Annotated in this window: 18 protein-coding genes; 14 read left to right on the forward strand and 4 right to left on the reverse strand. The window is 72.4% G+C overall.

Features of this window, described 5'->3' with window-relative positions; all coding sequences use genetic code 11:
- Positions 1-44: 44 nt before the first annotated feature.
- The gene (locus E1284_RS24885; protein ID WP_131942551.1) at positions 45-2,204 is read right to left on the reverse strand and encodes a terpene synthase family protein; all 2,160 of its coding nucleotides are present in this window, start codon (positions 2,202-2,204) and stop codon (positions 45-47) included.
- 139 nt (positions 2,205-2,343) lie between these two features.
- On the opposite strand from E1284_RS24885, the gene E1284_RS24890 reads away from it, so the two are divergent.
- Positions 2,344-2,715, forward strand: a complete 372-nt coding sequence (locus E1284_RS24890) for a phage holin family protein (RefSeq protein WP_131942552.1) — start codon at positions 2,344-2,346, stop codon at positions 2,713-2,715.
- A 48-nt stretch (positions 2,716-2,763) separates the two neighbouring features.
- Here the strand turns inward: E1284_RS24890 and E1284_RS24895 are convergent, their stop codons facing one another.
- Positions 2,764-3,474: an LmeA family phospholipid-binding protein gene (locus E1284_RS24895; protein WP_131942553.1), complete on the reverse strand. Its 711-nt coding sequence runs from the start codon at positions 3,472-3,474 to the stop codon at positions 2,764-2,766.
- A gap of 65 nt (positions 3,475-3,539) precedes the next feature.
- Between E1284_RS24895 and E1284_RS24900 the strand changes: the two genes are divergently transcribed.
- The 5 genes from E1284_RS24900 (at position 3,540) to E1284_RS24920 (ending at position 11,350) form a co-directional block, all read left to right on the forward strand.
- A complete protein-coding gene (locus tag E1284_RS24900) occupies positions 3,540-5,852 on the forward strand; it encodes an FHA domain-containing protein (protein ID WP_131942554.1) in 2,313 nt (770 codons plus the stop codon).
- A 32-nt stretch (positions 5,853-5,884) separates the two neighbouring features.
- On the forward strand, positions 5,885-6,466 hold the full coding sequence (locus E1284_RS24905; protein ID WP_424923505.1) for a 2Fe-2S iron-sulfur cluster-binding protein: 582 nt from the start codon (positions 5,885-5,887) through the stop codon (positions 6,464-6,466).
- The gene (locus tag E1284_RS24910; RefSeq protein ID WP_131942555.1) at positions 6,463-7,464 is read left to right on the forward strand and encodes an FAD binding domain-containing protein; all 1,002 of its coding nucleotides are present in this window, start codon (positions 6,463-6,465) and stop codon (positions 7,462-7,464) included. Before E1284_RS24905 ends, E1284_RS24910 begins: the two co-directional genes overlap by 4 nt.
- Positions 7,461-9,566, forward strand: coding sequence for a xanthine dehydrogenase family protein molybdopterin-binding subunit (locus tag E1284_RS24915; RefSeq protein WP_131942556.1), 2,106 nt, complete (start codon positions 7,461-7,463; stop codon positions 9,564-9,566). The genes E1284_RS24910 and E1284_RS24915 overlap by 4 nt, the downstream gene beginning before the upstream one ends.
- 140 nt (positions 9,567-9,706) lie before the next feature.
- A complete protein-coding gene (locus tag E1284_RS24920) occupies positions 9,707-11,350 on the forward strand; it encodes an L-lactate permease (RefSeq protein ID WP_131942557.1) in 1,644 nt (547 codons plus the stop codon).
- Between the two features lie 13 nt (positions 11,351-11,363).
- On the opposite strand, the gene E1284_RS24925 is transcribed toward E1284_RS24920, so the two are convergent.
- The gene (locus E1284_RS24925; RefSeq protein WP_131942558.1) at positions 11,364-11,609 is read right to left on the reverse strand and encodes a DUF2630 family protein; all 246 of its coding nucleotides are present in this window, start codon (positions 11,607-11,609) and stop codon (positions 11,364-11,366) included.
- A gap of 105 nt (positions 11,610-11,714) precedes the next feature.
- On the opposite strand from E1284_RS24925, the gene E1284_RS24930 reads away from it, so the two are divergent.
- The 4 genes from E1284_RS24930 to E1284_RS24945 all read left to right on the forward strand — a co-directional run bounded on the left by E1284_RS24930 (position 11,715) and on the right by E1284_RS24945 (position 15,396).
- On the forward strand, positions 11,715-12,128 hold the full coding sequence (locus E1284_RS24930; protein WP_131942559.1) for an STAS domain-containing protein: 414 nt from the start codon (positions 11,715-11,717) through the stop codon (positions 12,126-12,128).
- 186 nt (positions 12,129-12,314) lie between these two features.
- On the forward strand, positions 12,315-13,103 hold the full coding sequence (locus tag E1284_RS24935; protein ID WP_165965421.1) for an acetate uptake transporter family protein: 789 nt from the start codon (positions 12,315-12,317) through the stop codon (positions 13,101-13,103).
- 78 nt (positions 13,104-13,181) lie between these two features.
- On the forward strand, positions 13,182-13,382 hold the full coding sequence (locus E1284_RS24940; RefSeq protein WP_131942561.1) for a hypothetical protein: 201 nt from the start codon (positions 13,182-13,184) through the stop codon (positions 13,380-13,382).
- Between the two features lie 250 nt (positions 13,383-13,632).
- Complete coding sequence (locus E1284_RS24945) at positions 13,633-15,396, forward strand: hydroxysqualene dehydroxylase (RefSeq protein ID WP_207923938.1); 1,764 nt, start codon at positions 13,633-13,635, stop codon at positions 15,394-15,396.
- A gap of 2 nt (positions 15,397-15,398) precedes the next feature.
- On the opposite strand, the gene E1284_RS24950 is transcribed toward E1284_RS24945, so the two are convergent.
- On the reverse strand, positions 15,399-16,604 hold the full coding sequence (locus tag E1284_RS24950) for a PucR family transcriptional regulator (protein WP_243714731.1): 1,206 nt from the start codon (positions 16,602-16,604) through the stop codon (positions 15,399-15,401).
- Positions 16,605-16,700: 96 nt separating this feature from the next.
- Between E1284_RS24950 and E1284_RS24955 the strand changes: the two genes are divergently transcribed.
- The 4 genes from E1284_RS24955 to E1284_RS24970 all read left to right on the forward strand — a co-directional run bounded on the left by E1284_RS24955 (position 16,701) and on the right by E1284_RS24970 (position 21,112).
- A complete protein-coding gene (locus tag E1284_RS24955) occupies positions 16,701-17,546 on the forward strand; it encodes an SGNH/GDSL hydrolase family protein (protein ID WP_243714732.1) in 846 nt (281 codons plus the stop codon).
- A 295-nt stretch (positions 17,547-17,841) separates the two neighbouring features.
- Complete coding sequence (locus E1284_RS24960) at positions 17,842-18,930, forward strand: TOMM precursor leader peptide-binding protein (RefSeq protein WP_131942563.1); 1,089 nt, start codon at positions 17,842-17,844, stop codon at positions 18,928-18,930.
- Positions 18,927-20,183 (forward strand): hypothetical protein, encoded by a 1,257-nt coding sequence (locus tag E1284_RS24965; protein WP_131942564.1) that lies wholly within the window; start codon positions 18,927-18,929, stop codon positions 20,181-20,183. Before E1284_RS24960 ends, E1284_RS24965 begins: the two co-directional genes overlap by 4 nt.
- A gap of 131 nt (positions 20,184-20,314) precedes the next feature.
- Positions 20,315-21,112 carry a maleylpyruvate isomerase family mycothiol-dependent enzyme gene (locus E1284_RS24970; RefSeq protein ID WP_165965422.1) on the forward strand — a complete coding sequence of 266 codons (798 nt, stop codon included), beginning with the start codon at positions 20,315-20,317 and terminating at the stop codon, positions 21,110-21,112.
- The last annotated feature ends 41 nt before the right edge of the window (positions 21,113-21,153 follow it).

Below are 21,153 nucleotides of genomic sequence, written 5' to 3' on the forward strand. Positions count from 1 at the left end.
CAGGAAGCGCCGGCCCCCTGACCCCCGGGGCGGGGCGGGAGAGATCAGGGTGCGACCGGGCTCGGCGGGCCGCCGCGGCTGAACAGGTAGAACGCCGACGTGCCGAGCCCCCGGGGCTTCGGCAGGGACGGCCGGCGCTCGTCGTAGCGGTCGGATTCGCGATGCCATTTCAGGATGCCGGCCATCCAGTCGCGGAGTTCGCCGACGTAGGCGTCCAGGGACGCGCGGGCGGTGGCGTCCAGGCCGAGGTCGTCGGCCAGCGCCGGGAGCTCGTGGGCGACCAGGTGCTCGAACTGGCGGCGGCGGGACGTGATGAGGTCGCCCACGATCGGCAGCGCCTCGTCGCGCCCGCAGCCGAAGAAGTTCTCGATGGCGAGGACGCCGTTGTTCAGCTCGCCCTCGTACTCGATCTCCTTCTGGTAGGAGAAGCAGTCGTTCAGCAGGCACGCGACGTCCATCACCGACACGTCGATCTCGCGGAGCGTGCGGGTCCGGAACACCTCCTGCGGGATCTCGTGGGAGTGCTCGATCCGGCACAGCGCCATCGTCATCTCGGAGCCGAACGTGTGCCGCCGCATCTCGACGTAGTCGACGGGGTCGGGGATGCGCGACTGGAGGTGGTTGTTCAGCTCCCAGACCCAGCTCTCCACCATGTGCTCCACGGCGGCGCGGAACTCGCGGCGGCCGCGGTCGTCCATGGGCAGGGCGGTGCGCGGCCACAGGTCGGCGAGGGCCGCCTCGAAGGCGTTCTCCGGCGGGGGAGCAGAGCCGCAGTCCAGCGGCATGAAGCCCCCGACGCGGGCGTTGAACAGCTTCGCCCCGGCCATGTCGCGGTCGCGGTTGAAGAGGGCGGGGAAGAAGTCGTCGCCGTAGGTGCCGAAGGCCAGCCACTGGGTGGCGAGGTCGAGGCCCTCGGCGCTCGCGTGCGGGTTCAGGGACGCCGCGCAGATCTCCAGCGCCATCCCGCGGAGCCGCTCGGCCGACCACACCGACACCGGCAGCCGCGGATGCGGGGAGAACATGCCCATCTCGCGCGCCCAGACGACGACGTTGCGGCCGGCGGCGTCGCGGTGCGGGTTGACGCGCGGCGGGTACGGGATGTCGAACTCCGGCAGCGGCGTCGGGCCGACCTTCTGGAACGGGACGTGCGGCAGGCTGATCCGCGTCGACTTCAGCAGCGCCGGGATGCGCGCGGCCGACATCCCCAGCGACTTGCCGTTCATGTAGCGGCTGGAGCGCATGTGCCACTCGTGGCCGCCGGACTGCCAGTCCTGGAGGGCCTTGACGTAGGCGGCGAGGCTCGCCTGCTCGGCCGGGTCGAGCGCGTGGTCGGCGACGATGTGCGCCAGTTCGGTGAGGGCGGTGTTCTCGAACTGCCGGAGCCGCGAGGTGAGCAGGTCGTTCACCGTGTCGGCGGCGGTCTGCGGCGCGACGCCCAGGAACCGCTCCATCACCAGGACGCAGTTGTTGACCTCGCCCTCGGACTCGGTCTCGCGCTGGTAGGAGAAGATGTCGTTCCGCAGGTGGACGCCGTCGGAGAAGGTGTCCTTCAGGACGCGCAGCGGCCGCGTCCCGACGACGCGCTCGGGGACCTCGACCCCGGCGGCGTGCTCGGCGAGGTCGGCCGACCAGGGCGCGCCGCCGACCTTGCGCCGCATCTCGATGTACTCGACCGGGTTCGGGACGCGCCCGGTGCTGATGTTGGACAGCTCCCACAGCGACTCGCGCAGCAGGTTCACGGTGCTCACCGAGAAGCGCTCGCGCCAGGCGTCCGACTTGGCCGGGACGGTCCGCGCCCACAGGTCGGCCAGGCCGCGCTCGACGGCGTTCGCCGCCTCGGGCGGTTCGAGCGACATGAACAGCGGCAGCCGGTCGAGGTAGGCGCGGGCGCCCTTCTGGTCCCGGGTCTTCTTGAACACTTCGAGGAAGTGGTCGTCGAAGTAGAACACCCAGACGTACCAGTCGGTGATGAGGTCGAGTTCGGGGCCGTCGCAGTCGGGGTGCGTGTACGCGCACAGGAGCGCGTAGTCCATCGCCTCGAGCGCCGCCTCGTCCCAGATGTCGGGGGTGCCGGGGTCGCGGTCGTCGTCCAGCATCCTCATCTCGCGCGCCCACGCCATGGTGTGCGTCCGCGCGCCCTCCAGATGCGGGTTCAGCCGCGCGGGGTACGGCACGTAGAAGTCGGGCAGCTCGAACGGTTGCATCGACCGGCCTCTCTGTCGGCTCCAGGATCAGTGGCTCCGGGGCGGGATCCGCTCGGCAACCTACAGCACCCGCAAAGTTACGGACGGTGACACCTTGCTCTCCTGATTCCTTCGCTCCGCTGCGGGTAAGCCGGAGGTCATGACGGAGTCGAGCGAACCCGCGGAGGTCGACGGCCCGCTGGAGCAGAACCTGCTGCTCGCCCGGCGGGTGATCGACGCCGCGCAGCAGGAGATGGCGGACAAGGCGCGGCAGCGCGTCCCGGCGCTGCGGCTGGGCGCCGTCGCCGGGGCCTTCGGGGTCCTCGCGACCGCCGCCACGTACCGGATGAACGTGCTGCTGCTGGAGAAGAAGCTGCCGCCCGAGCTGGCGTCGTTCGTCGCGGCGGCGGTGTACGGCGGCGGGGCGGGCGCGGCGGCGCTGGCTGCGTCGCGCAAGTGGAAGGGACTGCCGCCGCCGCTGCCGACCGAGACGGCCCGGCAGGTCGTGGAGATCCTCTCCGACACCGACTGATCGGCACCGCACTCCGCACCGCGCGCGGGTGGCGAGCCGGTCGGCGTGCTAGCCGAAGGGGACGTCGCGTCCGGTCACGTGCAGCGATACGCCGCCGGACGACACCGTCAGGCTGCGGAACGCCAGGCCCAGCGGCAGCCCCTTCACCGGGACGGTGAAGTCGAGCGCGCCGTCCAGGTCGTCCAGCGGGTGGCCCTCGGCCGACAGCGCCCGCACCCGGATCGCGTCGCCCTCCTTCGTGACGCTCGCGGTGGCCGTCGCCTCGGTGATGCCGAGGTCGACCTTCGCCTCGATCCGGTTCCCCGCGCCCGCCGTCAGCTCCAGGCCGGGGTCGCCGCCCGCCTTCGCGAGGTCGCCGAACCCGATGAACGCGGTCCCGTCGACCGACCCCAGGACGCCGCGCTGGAAGCCCGAATCGACCCGAACATTCCTTGCGCGCACTTTGAGACTGGTGATGCGCACGGGTCCCCCGATAATGCCGTCCGCTTCCAGCCGCACATCGCGGAAATCACGGGAGAGCACCTGTGTCAAGAACGGGATCCCCTTGATGGCCACTTCCGGCTCGGACGGAAATCCCTGTTTGCGGATCTCCACCGCCAGTTCGTGCTGGGCGACCGCTGCGCTGCCCCGGTCCACCACAGCGACCAGTAGCAACAGCAGTACCACCAGGGCCAGGAGGGCGACGGGCCGGCGCCGGGCGGGCCGCCGCGGCAGCCGGTCGGCGCGGGTGACGGTCGCCTCTCCGGACGGCTTCGCCATGGCATTCACTCAATTCCCGGAATGGGGTCCTGTCAATATCGGCGCGGCGAATTACACTCCGGTCCATGACGGCCGTTCCGGACGCGGAATCGCGCGCGACGCCGCTCCTGGTCCGCACGCGCGGCGGGGTGCACCGGCTGCGGGCCGGGATCGAGTACCGGATCGGCCGCGACCCCGCCTCGCACATCGTCCTCACCGACCCGCGCGTGTCGTGGTTCCACGCCGTGCTGCGCGCCGGGCCGGACGGCTGGCGGATCGAGGACGCGGGCAGCAGCAACGGCACGTTCCTCGGCGGCCGCCGCGTCACGCGGATGCCGGTCCGGGGCGAGCTGACGTTCCGGCTCGGCCACGCGGCGGACGGCGAGGAGCTGGCCTGCTCGGACGCCGACCCGCTGCCGCACGCCGCCGTCCCGGCCGAGCGGCGGCCCAGCCAGATCTTCCGGGTCGCGCCGCGCACGCTGCGCATCGGGCGCGCCGCCGACAACGACGTGGTCGTGCCCGACCTGGCCGTCTCGCGCCACCACGCCGAGCTGCGGCCGCTCGTCCCCGGCCGGTACCAGATCGTCGACCTCGGCAGCCACAACGGGACCTACGTCAACGGCGACCGCGTCGACGCCGCCGAGGTCGCCGAGAACGACCTGGTCGGCATCGGGCACGCGACGTTCCGGCTGGTGGGGGACGAGCTGCGGGAGTTCGTCGACACCGGCGACGTGTCGGTCTCGGTGGAGGGCCTCACCGTCCGGACGCCCGAGGGCAAGGTGATCCTGGACGGGGTCGGCTTCCCGATCCCGGAGCGCTCCCTCGTCGGCGTCATCGGCCCGTCCGGCGCCGGCAAGTCGACGCTGCTCGGCGCCGTCACCGGGACGCGCCCGGCGACCGAGGGGACGGTCCGCTACGACGGCCGCGACCTGTACGCCGACTACGACGAGCTGCGGCACCGGATCGGGCTCGTCCCGCAGGAGGACATCCTGCACACGCAGCTCGCGACGCGGCAGGCGCTGCTGTTCGCGGCCGAACTGCGCTTCCCCGGCGACACGCGCCGGAGCGAGCGCGAGGAGCGGGTCGACGAGGTGCTGGACGAGCTGGGCCTCACCCCGCACGCCCGCACCCGCATCGACCGGCTGTCGGGCGGGCAGCGCAAGCGGGTCAGCGTCGCGCTGGAGCTGCTGACGAAACCGTCGCTGCTGTTCCTGGACGAGCCGACCTCCGGCCTCGACCCGGGCCTCGACAAGACCGTCATGGAGATGCTCGGCGAGCTGGCCCACGACGGCCGGACGGTCATCGTCGTCACGCACAGCGTCGCGAACCTCGGCACCTGCGACCGGCTGCTCGTCCTCGTCCCCGGCGGCCGGCTCGCCTACTACGGCCCGCCGGACGAGGGGCTCGCCCACTTCGGAAAGAAGACGTGGGCGGAGGTGTTCCAAGCGTTCGACCGCGAGCCCGGCCGCGACTGGGCGGCGGAGTTCCGCGCCTCGCCCCGGCACGCGCGCTACGTCGCGGGCGCCGCCGACCGCACGGCCCGGCCGTCCGCCGCGACCGCGCCCGAGCCGCCGCCCCCGCGGCAGTCCCGGCTCGCGCAGCTCCGCACGCTGTGCCGGCGCTACCTCGCGGTGATCGCGTCCGACCGCAGCTACCTGGTGCTGCTCGGGGTGATGCCGCTGATCCTCGGCGGGCTGACCGCCGCGATCCCCGCCGCGAAGGGGTTCACCGGGACGCCCGGCAGCAACCCGGACGCGGCGTCCAAGCTGATGGTGATGGCGTTCGCCGCGTGCTTCGCCGGGACGGGCAACGCCGTCCGCGAGCTGGTCAAGGAGCGGACGATCTACGGCCGGGAGCGGGCGGCGGGCCTGTCGGCGGGCGTCTATCTGATGTCGAAGCTGCTGGTCCTGGGCGTGATCACGGCGCTGCAGGCGGTCGTCCTGGTGCTGATCGGCACGGTCGGGGTGCGGCTGCCGCCGCACGGCACGTTCACCGCCGTCCTGCCCGAGCTGATGCTGTCCATGGCGCTGCTCGGGGTCGTGTCGATGGCGCTGGGGCTGCTCGTGTCGGCGCTGGTCGGGACGTCGGAGAAGACGCTGCCGCTGCTGATCGTCCTGTCGATGGCGCAGCTGGTGCTGTCCGGGGCGCTGGTGCGGCTGAACGGCAAGCCGGGACTGGAGCAGCTCGCGTGGCTGTCGCCGTCCCGCTGGGGGATGGGCGCGGCGGCGGCGACCATCGACCTCGGGCGGATCTCCCCGCCGGCCGGCGACCCCGACCCGCTGTGGAAACCGGTCGCCGCGACGTGGGCGTCCGACATGGGCGTCGCCGCCGTGCTGCTCGCCGTCTTCGTCGCCGCCGCGTGGTACCGCCTCTACCGGCTGCGTCCCCGGCGCCGCTGACTCACCCCCGCCGGTCGGGGTAAGGGCGCGGCATGGACATGCCTATCCACGCCGACATCACCCTGAACGTGAACGGCAGAGAACTCAGGCTCACGGTCGACACCCGCGCGTCCCTGCTGGACGTCCTGCGGGAGGACCTCGGCCTGACCGGTTCGAAGAAGGGCTGCGACCACGGCCAATGCGGTGCCTGCACCATCCTGCTCGACGGGCGCCGCGCCAACGGATGCCTCGCGCTGGCCGTCGCCCACGACGGCGCCGACATCGTCACCGTCGAGGGCCTGGCGCAGGACGGGGAACTCAGCCGCGTCCAGCGGGCCTTCATCGAGAACGACGCCTTCCAGTGCGGCTACTGCACGCCGGGCCAGCTCTGCTCCGCGACCGCCGTCTTGGACGAGGCCGCCTGCGGCTGGCCGAGCGCCGTCACCGCCGACCTGGCCTCCGCGCCGCCGCTGGACGACGCCGAGATCCGCGAGCGGATGAGCGGCAACCTGTGCCGCTGCGGCGCCTACGTCGGCATCGTCGCGGCGCTGCGCGAGGCCGCCGGCGAGCCGGACCGGGCGGCGGCCGACCCGCCCGCGGCGGCGCGGCAGGTCCGGCAAGGAGCGCGGGCATGAGGCCCTTCGCGTACGCGCGCGCGACCACGGCCGAGGACGCGCGGGCCGAGCACGCGATGGCCTGGGACGGGGACGGGGACGGGAACGGTGCCCACTACCTCGGCGGCGGCACCAACCTCGTCGACCTGATGCGCCTCGGCGTCGAGGAGCCCTCCAAGCTCGTCGACGTGACCCGTCTCCCCTACGACCGCATCGAACGGGACGCGGACGGGACGCTGCTCATCGGCGCCGCCGTCACCAACAGCGGCCTCGCCGCCGACTGGACGGTCCGCGAGGAGTTCCCGATGCTGGCGAAGGCCGTCCTGTCGGGGGCGTCCGGCCAGCTCCGCAACCTCGCGACGGTCGGCGGCAACCTGCTCCAGCGCACCCGCTGCCCCTACTTCCAGGACACGTCCAAGCCCTGCAACAAGCGCGCCCCGGGAACCGGCTGCCCGGCCCGCGACGGCGAGAACCAGAACCTCGCGATCCTCGGGCATTCGGCGGCGTGCGTCGCGACACACCCGTCCGACATGGCGGTGGCGCTCATGGCGCTGGACGCCTCGGTCCGGGTGCTCGGCCGGGACGGCGAGCGGACGGTCCCGCTCGACGACTTCTACCGGCTGCCCGGCGACGAGCCGCGGCACGACACGACGCTCGACCGCGGCGACCTGATCACCGGGGTCGTGGTGCCGCCGCTGCGGATGCCGGCCGTGTACCGCAAGGTGCGGGAGCGGGCGTCGTTCGCGTTCGCGCTCGTCTCGGTGGCGGCGGCGCTGGAGGTGCGCGGCGGCACGATCCAGGACGTCCGGCTGGCGCTCGGCGGGGTCGCGCACAAGCCGTGGCGGGCCCGGAACGCTGAGGACGTGCTGCGCGGCGCCGCCCTCACCGGGGAGGCGCTCGCCCGCGCCGCCGACGCCGAACTGGCGGCGGCCGAGCCGCTGCGCCGCAACGGCTACAAGGTGCCGCTCGCGCGGAACCTGATCGTGCAGACGCTGACCGAACTGGGGGAGGGGCGATGACGTACCGGCTGGAGAGCCGCGACAAGGTCACCGGGCGGGCGCGGTACGCCGGCGAGTACCCGGTGCGGGATCCCGCCTACCTGTCGGCCGTCCAGGCGCACGCCGGACGCGGCGAGGTCGTGTCCGTGGACACCGGGTCGGCGCGCCGGCTGCCCGGCGTGCTGGCCGTTCTGTCCTGCGAGAACGCCCCTCGGCTCGCGGAGGCGTCGAGCGGGGAGCTGGCCGTCTTCCAGTCCCGGACGGTCTCCTACCGCGGCCAGTTCGTCGCGGCCGTCGTCGCCGAGACGCTGGAGACGGCGCGGGAGGCGGCGCGGCTCGTCCGCGTCGAGTACGCGTCCGAGCAGCCGGACGTCCTGCTCCGCCGGGACCACCCCGGCCTCTACAAGCCCGAGCAGGTCAACGCGGGGATCCCCACCGACACCGAGATGGGCGACCCCGAGGAGGCGTTCGCCGGCTCGGCCGTGCGGGTGGACGTCACCTACACGACGCCCGCCGAGCACAACAACCCGATGGAGCCGCACACCACCACCGCCGAGTGGAACGAGGACGGATCCCTCACCCTCTACGAGTCGACCCAGGGTCCGTCCAGCCACCAGCGGACGCTCGCGCAGATCTTCGGGCTGGAGAAGGACCAGGTGCGGGTGGTGTCGACGCACGTCGGCGGCGGATTCGGGTCGAAGGGCACGCCGCGCCCCAACTCGGTCCTGGCGGCGATGGCCGCGCGGGAGGTGGGCCGCCCGGTGAAGTTCGCCGTGCCGCGCCGGCAGATGTTCGCGACCACCGGCTACCGGACGCCCACCATCCAGCGGATGCGGCTCGGCGCCGACCCGGACGGGCGGCTCGACGTGGTCATGCACGACGTGGTCGAGCAGACCTCCACGGTGCAGGAGTTCGCCGAGCAGACCGCCGCGCCCACCCGGGTCATGTACCGGGCCCCGCACCGGCGCACGACGCACCGGGTCGCCCGGCTGGACGTCCCGACGCCGTCCTGGATGCGGGCGCCCGGCGAGACGCCCGGCATGTACGCGCTCGAATCGGCCATGGACGAGCTGGCCGTCGCCGCCGGGATCGACCCCGTCGAGCTGCGCGTCCGCAACGACGCGGACCGCGAGCCGGAGAGCGGGCTGCCGTTCAGCTCCCGCAACCTCGTCGCGTGCCTGGAGGAGGGCGCCGACCGGTTCGGCTGGGAGGGCCGCGACCCGGCGCCCCGGTCGCGGCGGGCCGGCCGCACGCTGCTCGGGACGGGCGTCGCCGCCACCACCTACCCGGCCCGCCGCAACCCCGGGCGGGCGACGGCGCGGGCGGAGCCGGACGGGACGTTCACGGTCCGGATCGCCGCGTCCGACATCGGCACCGGCGCCCGCACCGCGCTCGCGCTGATCGCCGCCGAGACGCTCAAGGCCGACCTCGACCGGGTGCGGATGGAGGTCGGCGACAGCTCCTTCCCGGCCGCGTCCGTCGCGGGCGGGTCCAGCGGGACGGCCAGCTGGGGCACCGCCGTCGTGCGGGCCTGCGAGTCGCTCCGAGGGAAGTTGAACGGGGCCGTTGCCGGGGGGCGTGGGGGGTCGTCCCCCCACACGGAGAACGGCTCGGTTCCGCCGGAGGGGATCGAGGCGTCGGCCGACACCGCCGCCGAGCTGAGGGCGGAGGAGGAGTACGCCCGGCACGGCTTCGGCGCGCACTTCGTCGAGGCCGAGGTCGACATGGACACCGGCGAGGTCCGCGTGCCCCGCATGCTCGGGGTGTTCGCCGTCGGGCGGATCATCAACCCGGTCACGGCCCGCTCCCAGTTCATCGGCGGGATGACGATGGGCATCGGCATGGCGCTGATGGAGGAGAGCGTCATGGACGGGGAGTTCGGCGACTACCTCAACCGGGACCTCGCCCAGTACCACGTCCCGTCCTGCGCCGACGTCCGCGACATCGAGGCGGTGTGGGTGGAGGAGTCCGACCCGCACCTCAACCCGATGGGCTCCAAGGGCATCGGCGAGATCGGCATCGTCGGCGCCGCCGCGGCCGTCGGCAACGCCGTCGCGCACGCCTGCGGGGTGCGGGTCCGCGACCTGCCCATCACCCCGGCGAAGCTGCTCCCGCACCTGTGACGGCAGGCGCTCGTGAGAAAGGCGTCTCCGGTGGAGGCGGGGATGACTGATTGAAAAGTTCACTATCAAGGTGATGCGCGTCACGCCGGTGGGTATCGATCACGTGCTCGGGGGCGCTCCCAACCCGCGAGGTGATCGCCGTGTACCAGCAGGTCCTCGATCCCGTCGCCGACTCGCTCGGCTGGAGTTCGCTCGTCGCCGCCCTGCCGCTCGCCGTGCTGTTCGTCCTGCTCGGGGGCGTCCGGATGCGCGCGTGGCTGGCGTCGCTGATCGCGCTGGCCGTCTCCCTGGCCGTCGCGATCTGGACGTACGGCATGCCCGCCGACCAGGCGTTCCTGGCCGGCACCGAGGGCGCCGCGTTCGGCTTCTACCCGATCCTGTGGATCGTCATCAACGCGCTCTGGGTCTACAACATCACCGTCACGACCGGCCACTTCGACGTGCTCCGCCGCTCGTTCGCGTCGGTCAGCGACGACAACCGGCTCCAGGCGGTGCTGATCGCGTTCTCGTTCGGCGCGCTGCTGGAGGCCCTCGCCGGCTTCGGCACGCCCGTCGCGGTCACGTCCGTCATGCTCATCGCGCTCGGCTTCCAGCCGCTCAAGGCCGCCGTCCTCGCGCTCACCGCCAACACCGCCCCGGTGGCGTTCGGCGCGATGGCGACGCCGATCCTCACCCTCGGCAAGGTCACCGGCGAGTCCAGCGACACGCTCGGCGCCATGGTCGGGCGGCAGACCCCGATCCTCGCGCTGTTCGTCCCGCTCGTCCTCGTCGCCATCGTGGACGGGAAGCGGGGTCTGCGCGAGACGTGGCCCACCGCGCTGATCTGCGGCGCCGCGTTCGGGGCCGCGCAGTACGTCACCGCGAACTTCATCTCGGTGCCGCTCGCCGACGTCGTCGCGTCCCTGGTGTCGGCCGCCGCCGTCGTCCTGGTCGTGCGGCTGCGGCCGCGGCCGTCCGTGCGGCCCGCGCCGGTCGCCGGCGGCGCCGCCGACGAGCCGACGCCCGAGTTCGCCGCCCGGGTCGAGTCCGGCGGGGAGCGCGACCCGCGCGCCGAGGTCGCCCGCGCCTACGCCCCGTACGCGATCATCATCGCGGTCTTCGTCATCTGCCAGATCGACGCGGTCAAGAGCCGGCTGGACAAGGCCACCCGGACGTTCTCCTGGCCGGGGCTCGACCTCACCGGCCCGACCGGCAAGCCGCTCAGCCTGCCGACCTTCAACTTCAACTACCTGACCACCCCCGGCACGCAGATGCTCGTCGCCGGGCTGATCACGATGGCGGCGCTCGGCGTCGGCCTCGGCAAGGCCCTGCGCGCCTACTGGACGACCCTCGTCCAGCTCAAGTGGGCGATCATCACCGTGATGGCCGTGCTCGCCCTGGCGTTCGTGATGAACGCGTCCGGGCAGACGGTCACGCTCGGCACCTGGATGGCGGGTGCGGGCGGCGCGTTCGCGGTGCTGTCGCCCATCCTCGGCTGGCTCGGCACCGCCGTCACCGGGTCGGACACCTCGTCCAACTCGCTGTTCGGCGCCCTGCAGGTCACCGCCGCGAACAAGGCCGACCTCGACACCGTCCTGATGGCGGCCACGAACAGCTCGGGCGGCGTGCTCGGCAAGATGGTGTCCCCGCAGAACCTCGCCATCGCCGCCGCCGCGGTGGGCCTGGACGGACGCGAGGGGGACATCTTCCGCCGCGTCGTCCTGTGGAGCCTGCTGTTCCTCGCCGGGATGTGCCTGCTGTCGGGCCTCCAGTCCACCGGAGTGCTCGGCTGGATGGTCCCGTAAGGCGCCGGCGCCGCTACTGCAGGTAGCCCTCCACCTCACCGGCGGGACGGACCTCGGCCTCGTCCGGGTTCTGTCCCGCCGCCCGCCGGGCCCGGCGCTGGCGCAGCAGGTCCCAGCACTGGTCGAGCGCCACCTCCAGGCGGCGCAGCCGGTCCTGCGCCTGCGCGTCGCTGGTCTCGGCGCGCTCGTGCGCCTGCCGGAGCGAGTGCTCCTCCTCGATGAACTCGTTGATACGGTCCAGAATCGCCTTCTCGTCCATGAAATCCGTCCGCTGAGGTTCATAAGATGCCGTCAGGTGAGAGCCTGGCATATACGGGGCCGCGCAGGTAGCGCGCGCCCCGGCCAAGGGCGAGGTGCGCACGGTATGACGATCTGGCGGATCACCGGTGGCGAGGGCGCCTCCGGGGCGGGGGAGCGCGCGGCTCCCCGCTACGACGTCGTCGAGCACGACACGCCGCTGCTGCACGTCGCCGCGGCCTCGTCCTCGTCCTGGCTGCGGATGAGCGGCGAGGTCGACGTCTCCAACGCCCCCGCCGTCGCCGCGGTGCTGCACGCCGCGCAGGCCCGCATGCCCGCGGACGTCCACATCGACCTGACCGGCCTCGCCTTCATGGACGTCGCCGGCCTGCGCGCCTTCACCGTCGCGGCCCGCGAGATGCACGAGCACGGCCGGCTCCTCGTCCTGCACACGGTGTCGCCGCACATCGACCGGCTGTTCCGGCTGATCGGCTGGCACACCTCGCCCGGCCTGGAGATCCACTGCCGCCCGCGCGTGTGAGCGGGTCATCGCACCACCACGCCCGCGCCTCGGCGCGGTAAACGATCGAGGAGATTACGGACGGTCCCGCGAGGATCCGGTGTATGACCAGTTTGACCCCCCAAACCACGGTTAGGAGCCATTTATAGCTCTCCGATTCCAGAGGGGGATCTCATGGCAAGGCGAAGAGAGCATGGAGAATCGCCGATGTCCGGCGAGGGCGCTGCGGCCGCGACCCCCGCTCAGGGCGCTGCGGCGGCTCCCCGCCGGGGCGCCAATGAGCCCGGCGAGCACGCGCTTTGGGAGGACCGCACCCGGGTCTTCCTGCAGCCCATCGCGGCACCGTCCATCCTCGGGCTGTTCGCATTCGCGGGCGCGACCATGATGGTCGGCGCCTGGCAGGCCGGCTGGTTCGGCAATGCCACCACCCCGCTCATCCTGTGGCCGTTCGTGCTGTTCGTCGGCGGCCTCGCGCAGTTCCTGGCCGGCATGTGGGGCTACCGGGCCCGCGACGGCCTCGCCACCGCCGTGCACGGCATGTGGGGCGCGTTCTACCTCGCCTGGGGGCTGCTGTTCATGCTGGTCAGCATCGGTGCGGCACCGGCCGCCCTGGCACCGACGCTCGGCACGGTAAGACAGGGCTTCGCGTTCTGGTTCATCGCCCTCGCGGTGATCACCGGGTTGTGCGCGCTCGCCGCGCTCGGCGAGAACATGGTCCTGGCGATCCTGCTGGCGTGCCTGGCCGTGGGCGCCGGCTTCACCGCGGCGGGCTTCTGGGCCCCGTCGACCTGGTCCCTGGACGTCGGCGGCTGGCTGTTCGTCGCGTCCGCGGTCATCGCGCTGTACGCGGCGGCGGCCATGATGATGGAGAACACCTTCGGGCGGACGATCCTGCCCACCGGCAAGTACCGCGTGGCCGGCAACGTTCCCGGCGGCCGGGGCGTCCGCCCGCTGGAGTACCGGTACGGGGAGCCGGGGGTGAAGATCGGACAGTGATCTCCGGCGTTTCGCCTTGACATTCCCGTTGCCTTATCCTGGGCCGAGCCAAAGAGTCGGCCCGGAGGGGGAGCGGGAATGTCATCGGCGGTCCGGCGGACGTGGCGGCGCCTCGTCCAGTCCTACACCGCGCTGTGCGCGCGCGACGACGCGGCGAAGCACGGCGTCACCATTCCGAGCGGGATCTGGGCCTGTGTGAACTGCCACCAGCCGCATCTCGAACTGTCCTCGCTGCAGTACCACCTGCGCACCGAGCACCCCGGCGCGACCGCGGGCTGAGGCCCGGGTCGCCCTCCCGCAACCTCCCGCGCTGAGCGCGGAGCGGCACCGGACGCGCGCGTCCGGTGTCTTCGCCTTTCTCGGCCCGTGCGCGCCCTTCCGCGGCGCCCGGCGCCTTCCGCCGTTTCGGTCGGGCCCCTACCGCGGTGACCGGAGTCGGCGCATCCCGGCTTATTGGCAGGCCGCTAATAGCGTGTTACAAGTAACTCACCACTTATTGGGTCGGGGGCCTGGCACCGGGAGGGTCGCCGTGACGACACGCAGGAAGTTCCTTCGAGACGCGGGAGTGGTGGGCGCCGTCACCGCGGGCGCGATGGCCATGGGACCGGTCCCCGCGCGGGCCGCGAGCGGGCGGCGGGTCGCCGTCCTCGGCGCCGGCGTCGCCGGCCTCACCGCCGCGCACGAGCTGATCGAGCGCGGGTTCGAGGTCGAGGTCTACGAGCGCACCGCCCTCGGCGGCAAGGCGCGCAGCATCTTCCCCGCGGGCACCGGGACGGGCGGCCGGCTGGACCTGCCGGGCGAGCACGGGTTCCGCTTCTTCCCCGGCTTCTACTTCAACCTCACCGACAACATGCGGCGCACGCCGTTCCCCGGCAACGCCAAGGGGACGTGGGACAACCTCGTCCGCGCCGACGCGTACATGATGTCGAGGCAGGGCCGCCCCGACCTCACCATCCCGTTCCCGTTCCCGCTGCCGCCGCACTCGTCCATCTACGACGTCAACAGCTTCCTCGCCACGATCACGTCCGGGCTCCAGACGGTCGCCAAGCTCTCGGTGACCGAGGCCGCGTTCGCCGCGCAGAAGCTGCTCGTGTACGTCACCAGCTGCGACGAGCGCAAGCTCGGGCAGTGGGAGAACATCACCTGGGCCGACTACATCCGCGCCGACCGGTTCTCCGACGAGTACAACAAGTTCATCGCCGACGGGACGATCCGCAACCTCGCCGCCACCAAGTCCAAGGACGCGAGCACCCACTCCATCGCGATGGTCGGCGAGGCCACCGTGTGGAGCATCCTCGGCCTGGGCAACGAGCCCGGCGGGTCGGTCGACCGGGTGCTGAACGGGTCCTCGTCGGAGATGTGGCTCGACCCGTGGATCGCGCACCTGCGCGACCTCGGCGTCAAGTTCAACGTGGGGTACGAGGTCGACTCCCTCTCGGTCTCCAACGGGAGGATCACGTCCGCGGGCGTCAAGGGCAAGTCGCCGATCTCCGCCGACTGGTTCGTCGTCGCGATGCCGTGCGAGCGTGCCGCGACGCTGCTGAGCGACGCCGTCCTGCAGGCCGACCCGTCGCTGGCGAACATCCGGGGGCTGCGCACCGACTGGATGACCGGGCTGCAGTTCTTCCTCAAGAAGGAGCTGCCGCTCGCGGCCGGCCACGTCAACTACGGCGACTCGACGTGGGCGGTCACGTCCATCAGCCAGGAGCAGTTCTGGAAGCGCGACTTCGCCACCTACGGCGACGGGACCGTCAAGGACTGCCTGTCGTCGATCATCTCCGACTGGTTCACGCCCGGCACGTTCAACAAGAAGAAGGCGTCGGAGTGCACGCCCGACGAGATCGCCGCCGAGGCCTGGAAGCAGATCAAGGCCCACCTCAACGACAGCGGGGAGACGCTGCTCACCGACGCCGACCTGCACTCCTGGTTCCTCGACCCGGCGATCATCCCGACCGGCAGCGGCGTCACCAACGACACCCCGCTGTTCATCCAGCAGCCCGGGTCGTGGAAGCTGCGGCCGGAGTCCAAGACGAAGATCCCGAACCTGTTCCTGGCCGGGGACTGGGTGAAGACGCCGATCAACGTCACCACGATGGAGGGCGCCAACCAGGGCGGCCGGAAGGCCGTCAACGCGCTGCTGGACGCGGCCGGCTCGAGCGCCGGCCGGTGCGACGTCCACGAGCTGTACGAGCAGCCGCTGTGGATCCCGTTCAAGGCCAAGGACAAGCTCCGCTACGCGCTGCGGCTGCCGCACGAGTTCGACATCCTCGACACCCGCTGGCCGGGGAGGTGACCCTACGGAAGGGCGCGGCGGGCGATCATCGCCGCGTGCAGTAACCGGAGGTCGCTCGGCCGGGCCGGATCGAGCCCGGTCAGCGCGCTGATCCGGCGGACGCGGTAGGCGACCGTGTTCGGGTGGACGTGCAGGGCCGCGCCCGTCGTCCGCCGGTCCAGGTCGCAGGCCAGGTACCGCTCCAGCGTGCGCAGCAGCTCCGGCTTCGGGTCGAGCGGCGCCAGCAGGGCGGCGAGCCCCGCGAGCGCGCCGCTCGGCCGGCTGAGCTGGTAGTCCAGCAGGACGTCGGTGAGCCGGTACAGGCCGGGCGGGCGGCCCGCCCGGCGGACCAGGTCCATGATCTCGGCGGTCTGCCCGACGGCGGCGGGGATCCCGGCGGGGCCGGTGATCTCCGCCGCCGCCGTGACCGGGGTGTCGGCGCACGCGGCCGCCCGCGCCACCAGGCCGTGCAGGACGTCCCAGCCCGCGGAGAACGGCAGCAGGGCCGTGCCGCCGGCCGCGTCCAGGGTGGTGAAGGCGGGCTCGTCGGCGACCTCGTCCAGCACGGTCCGGACCCGGCGGATCTTGCGCCGGGTCGCGATCCGGGCGCGCTGGCCCGTGCCCGCCTCGTCCGGGTGCGGGGCGAACGCCAGCGTCAGCACCGCCCAGCGGGGCGCCGGGCGGTGCCCCGCGGTCTCCCCGGTCATCAGCGCGGTCATCAGCGCGTGCCGCCCGCCGTGATCCTGGCTGTCGAGGATCTGCCGCACCTCCAGGTAGGCGGCGCTGACCGCCGAGATCAGCAGCCGCTGGAAGTCCAGGAAGTAGCCGAGCGCCTCCTGGAAGGCGGGCAGGTCGGACGGCCCCGCGCCGGCGGTCAGCTCCTCCCACGCCATCGCCGCGCCGATCTGGTACGCGGCGAGGATCGCGTCCAGCGGCACGCCCTCCTCGGCCCGCAGCGCCGCCGACTCGCGCTGGGCGCCGAACTCCGCCGGCCCGGCGGGGCGGCGCCGCTCCAGCACGTCCGCGAACTGGCGCAGGCTGTGCTGGACGATGCCGGCGATGTCCCCGGCGACCTCCTCCTGGGGCAGTTCGGCGTAGACGGGCAGCTCGGCGAGCAGCCGCGCGACCACCCGCCCGGTCAGCCGCGGAGCGCGGGCCCGCAGATGGGCCGCCATCGGCCGGCCGCCCATGCGCAGGGCCCGCATGCCACCGGTGTTGTCCCGCGTCACAACGGCTCCCGCAAGAGTCTGTTTTCACGCCAATTGAACGGTCTGTCCAGATTCTGGACGATCACGGCGACATCGTCCATGACGCCGGGAGTTGGCATGAAGCGTCTGTTGCACGGCATGGTCGGCGCACTCGTCCTCGCGGGAACGGCTTTCGCCGCCACCCCCGCCCACGCGGCCACGGTGGAGTACGTGGCGCTGGGCGACTCGATGGCCTCCGGGCCGCTCATCCCGAACATCACCGGCCCGATCGGCTGCGGACGGTCCACCCACAACTACGCCCACGAGCTCGCCGGCGCGCTCAACGCCGACCTGACCGACGTCACCTGCAGCGGCGCCCGCACCAAGCACATGACCGAGTCGCAGAGCACCAGCGTCGCCGGCGTCGACACCGGCACCGTCCCGCCCCAGTTCGACGCCCTCACCGCGTCCACCACCCTCGTCACCCTCACCATCGGCGGCAACGACGTCGGGCTCGTCGGCATCGCCGAGGACTGCGTCAACCTCGACCCCACCGCCACCCCCTGCAAGGGCGAGTTCGAGGACGAGGTCGCGCAGAAGACCGCCGCCCTCGGCGCGAGCCTGAGCGCCGTCCTGGACGGCATCCGCGCCAGGTCGCCGAAGGCCCGCATCGTCGTGACCGGGTACGGCCTCTACATCAAGCCGAACGGCTGCTGGCCCGTGCAGCCCGTCCTGCCCACCGACGCCAACTTCCTGCAGGGCGCCGTCAACGCCATGAACGGCGTCATCCGGGACCAGGCCGCCGCCCACGACGCCACCTACATCGACCTCGTCACCCCGTCCGCCGGCCACGACGCCTGCCAGTCGGCGACCAAGCGCTGGGTCGAGGGCTACGTCCCGCTGAACCCGGCCGCCCCCCTGCACCCGAACGCCCGAGGTGAGGCCGCCTACGCCGCCATCATCGGAAACGCGATCGGCGCCTGACCCGTGACGCAAAGTTCTCCATGAATTGATCTTCCCAAGTGTTGATCTTGAATTTATGATCGACATCACAGGCGCGAGACCCCGCGCCGGCACCGCGGTCCTCCGGGAGGTCCCATGCAGAAGGTCGAACAGGCGAAACCGGCCCCGAAGGCCAAGAAGATCAAGCTGGAGATCAAGCGGCTGGAGAAGGTCGAGACGACCGGTCTCCGCGAAGGCGGCTGATCCTCCCCGAGTGCGCCGGCCGGCCAGGCCTCGGCCTGGCCGGCCTTTCCCTGTCCACGACCGGAAGGCTCGCATGCGGCTCCCTCGAATCAAACGCGTCCACCAGCCCCTCGCCCTGCCCGGCGACCGGATCCTGATCGGCCTGATGCAGCAGGGCGTCGCCGCGGAGATCCAGGACGGCGAGGACGGCGCCATCGCGCGGCTCATCACCCTCCTGGACGGCACCCGCACGGTCGGCGAGGTGTGCGCCGCGTTCGCCGAGACCCATCCCGGCGTGGACGAGGACAGCGCCCGCGAGGTGATCCAGGACCTGACCGACGGCGGCTTCGTCGAGGACGCCGGCGCGCCGCTGCCCGGCAACCTGGACGAGGCCGAGGCCGCCCGCTACGAGCCCGCCCGCAACTTCTTCGCGTGGATCGACACGGCGCCGCGCAGCTCGCCGTACGAGATCCAGTCCAAGGTCAAGGACGCGCGGGTCGGCCTGCTCGGTCTCGGCGGCACCGGTTCGGCGGTGGCCGCGGGGCTGGCGGCCAGCGGGATCGGCGCCCTGCACGTCGCCGACTTCGACACGGTGGAGGAGTCCAACCTCACCCGGCAGCTCCTCTACACCGAGGACGACATCGGCCTGCCCAAGGTCGACCGCGCCGTGGAGCGGCTCCGCGCCATGAACGGCCACGTGAAGGTGACCGGAGACACCGTCAAGGCGGACGGACCCGACGGAATCGCCGCGATGATGCAGGACTGCGACCTGTTCGTCCTCTGCGCCGACGAGCCGCACCCCGACATCATGTTCTGGACGAACGAAGCGGCGCTGCGGACCGGTACCCCCTGGTTCGTCAGCTTCTACACCGGGCCGATGGCCGTGGTGGGCGGCCTGGTGCCGGGTGAGACGGGATGCTGGGCGTGCCTGCGCCGCCACGAGGACCGGCGTGAGTTCAAGGCCCACGGCCATTCCCTCACCGAGGAGCGCCCCAACGCGGTGATCGCGGCCAGCGCCAACGTCAGCGGGCACCTCTGCGCGCTGGAGGTCCTCTACTACCTCGGGGGACTGCCCACCCAGGCGCGCGGCAAGGTCTTCCACTGGAACTACGCGATGTGGGACCACTCGTACTTCATCGAGATTCCGCAGGACAGCGACTGCCCCGCCTGCGGGAAGCTGTGACCACGGTCGAGTTCCACCCGCTCGTGGTCCGCCCGGACGACGACGACCCGGAGGCGGTCGTCGTCGGCCGGCTGCGAATCGGCGAGTTCGTGGAGCTTCCCGCCGTGTACGGGGACGGGATCGTCCTCATGCGCGGCGGCCTGACGGTCGGCGCGGCCGAGGAGCGCATCGCCGCCGAGCACGACGTCGAGGTCGACCTCGCCGAACTCGTGGAGGCCCTCAGCGACCTCGGGTTCGTACGGTCCATCGACGGGGAGCCGCTCCCGGACCCGGCCGAGGACGCCCCGCGCAGCCACTTCGCCCGGCTGACCGAGCGGAACACGTCCTGGCTGTTCGGACTCCCGGCGAAGCTCGCCTGGGCGGCGGCGGTCGGCGCGGCGCTGGTCACGCTCGTCCTGCGGCCCGCGTTGCTGCCGGACTACTCCGACTTCTTCTGGGGCGACTACGTCGGGCTCACCGTCCTGGTCAACACGGTGATGATGTCGATGTCGATCAGCGTGCACGAGCTGATGCACCTGATGGCGGCGCGCTCGCTCGGCGCGCCCGGACGCATCGGCTTCGGCACCCGCCTGCACAACCTGGTCGTGCAGACCGACGTCACCGGGGTGTGGGGGGTGCCGCGCCGGTCCCGGTACCGGGTCTACCTCGCCGGGCTCGCCTGGGACGTGCTGCTGATGTCGGCGCTGGTGCTGCTCGTCGCCTACGCCGGCCTGCCCGGGCCGGTCGACGCGGTGCTGCAGGCGCTGGTCGTCACCGTCCTGATGGCGATCCCGTTCCAGCTCCAGGTCTACATGCGCACCGACCTCTACTTCGTGCTGCGCGAACTGCTGCGGACCCGGAACCTCTTCGACGACGGGCTGGCCTACGCCAGGTACCTGCTCGCCAGGTCGGTCGCCGCGGTGCTCCGGCGCGCAGGCGCCGCCGAGGACCCGACGGCCGGGCAGCCGCGGCGGGAGCGGCTCGCGACCCGCGTCTACTCGTTCTTCCTGGTGTTCGGCGCCGGCATCACGCTCACCTCATTCGCGCTGTTCGGCGTGCCGATCGCGGTCACGGCGTTCCTGCGCGCGGTCGAGGGCGTCGCCGACGGCTTCACCGGCGGATCGGTGCTCCGGGCCATGGACTCGGCGCTGCTGATCCTCATCGAGGGCGCCATCCAGGTGCTGTTCGCGGTCACCTTCGTCCGGACGCACCGGCACTGGTTCCGCCGCCGCCGCGGGCGGGACGCCCCGGCCGAGGCGGCGCCCGCCGGCTGACCCTTCCGCCGATGCGCAGCCCTCCTGCGCGGGACCTGCTCCTGGCAACCCTCCGCCTGGTTGCGGTAGACAACGGTCGCAACGTGTTGGACGCCCGGCCGCGCGGCCCGGGCAGCAGATGGAGGATCGACATGGACGACGCGATGCGCGCCAATACCGCCGCCTACGAGCAGACGGTCCGTTCGACCCTCGCGCTCGCGGCCACGCTCACCGACGACGACTGGGACCGGCCCACCGAATGCCCCGGCTGGACGGTCAAGGACCAGCTGTCCCACCTGGTGGGCATCGAGCTCGATCTCCTCGGCGACCCCTCGCCCGACATCGACGTCCCCGACTTCGACCACGTCCGCAACGACTTCGGCCGGTCCCTGGAGGCGGCGGTGCACGTGCGCCGCCCCGTCCCGGGGCCGGCCGTCGCCGCGGAACTCGCGGACGCCCTGGAGCGCCGCCTCGTCCAGCTCCCCACCCTGGACCCCGACCGCGTCGTCACGATGCCGGACGGCCGGGACGGCCCCTACTCCCGGCTGATGATGGTCCGCGCCATGGACTGCTGGACGCACGAGCAGGACGTCCGCCGCGCGACCGGCCGCCCCGGCAACCTCGACGCCCCGGCCGCGCACTGCTTCTGGAACCTGTTCGGCCCCGCCCTGCCCCTGATCGTCGCCCGCCGCGCGAAGGCCGCGCCCGGCGACTCCGCCACCTTCACGATCACCGGCCCGCCCGACTTCCGCACGGCCGTCCGGGTGGAGGAGAACGGCCGCGGCGCCCCGTCGTCCCCGGGCGAGTCGACCGTCGAACTCGCCATGGACTGGGAGACCTACGTCCGCCTGACCGCGGGCCGCTGCACCCCCGACGAGGTGACCGTCCAGGTCACGGGCGACGGAGCCCTGGCCGACCGGATTCTCGCCGCCATGGCCATCACCCCCTGAATCCGCGGCCGGCCTCACGGGCGGCGCCCTCGACCCCGGCC

This window comes from Actinomadura bangladeshensis, from assembly GCF_004348335.1.
GTDB lineage: Bacteria > Actinomycetota > Actinomycetes > Streptosporangiales > Streptosporangiaceae > Spirillospora > Spirillospora bangladeshensis.

What these genes read in the sequence shown, in the direction of transcription:
- E1284_RS24925 (WP_131942558.1), bottom strand. Translation starts at nt 11,609, where the DNA reads ATGGACGAGAAGGCGATTCTGGACCGTATCAACGAGTTCATCGAGGAG.
- E1284_RS24895 (WP_131942553.1), bottom strand. Translation starts at nt 3,474, where the DNA reads ATGGCGAAGCCGTCCGGAGAGGCGACCGTCACCCGCGCCGACCGGCTG.
- E1284_RS24930 (WP_131942559.1), top strand. Translation starts at nt 11,715, where the DNA reads ATGACGATCTGGCGGATCACCGGTGGCGAGGGCGCCTCCGGGGCGGGG.
- E1284_RS24915 (WP_131942556.1), top strand. Translation starts at nt 7,461, where the DNA reads ATGACGTACCGGCTGGAGAGCCGCGACAAGGTCACCGGGCGGGCGCGG.
- E1284_RS24935 (WP_165965421.1), top strand. Translation starts at nt 12,315, where the DNA reads ATGTCCGGCGAGGGCGCTGCGGCCGCGACCCCCGCTCAGGGCGCTGCG.
- E1284_RS24970 (WP_165965422.1), top strand. Translation starts at nt 20,315, where the DNA reads ATGGACGACGCGATGCGCGCCAATACCGCCGCCTACGAGCAGACGGTC.
- E1284_RS24955 (WP_243714732.1), top strand. Translation starts at nt 16,701, where the DNA reads ATGAAGCGTCTGTTGCACGGCATGGTCGGCGCACTCGTCCTCGCGGGA.
- E1284_RS24905 (WP_424923505.1), top strand. Translation starts at nt 5,885, where the DNA reads ATGGACATGCCTATCCACGCCGACATCACCCTGAACGTGAACGGCAGA.
- E1284_RS24885 (WP_131942551.1), bottom strand. Translation starts at nt 2,204, where the DNA reads ATGCAACCGTTCGAGCTGCCCGACTTCTACGTGCCGTACCCCGCGCGG.
- E1284_RS24910 (WP_131942555.1), top strand. Translation starts at nt 6,463, where the DNA reads ATGAGGCCCTTCGCGTACGCGCGCGCGACCACGGCCGAGGACGCGCGG.
- E1284_RS24900 (WP_131942554.1), top strand. Translation starts at nt 3,540, where the DNA reads ATGACGGCCGTTCCGGACGCGGAATCGCGCGCGACGCCGCTCCTGGTC.
- E1284_RS24940 (WP_131942561.1), top strand. Translation starts at nt 13,182, where the DNA reads ATGTCATCGGCGGTCCGGCGGACGTGGCGGCGCCTCGTCCAGTCCTAC.
- E1284_RS24890 (WP_131942552.1), top strand. Translation starts at nt 2,344, where the DNA reads ATGACGGAGTCGAGCGAACCCGCGGAGGTCGACGGCCCGCTGGAGCAG.
- E1284_RS24960 (WP_131942563.1), top strand. Translation starts at nt 17,842, where the DNA reads ATGCGGCTCCCTCGAATCAAACGCGTCCACCAGCCCCTCGCCCTGCCC.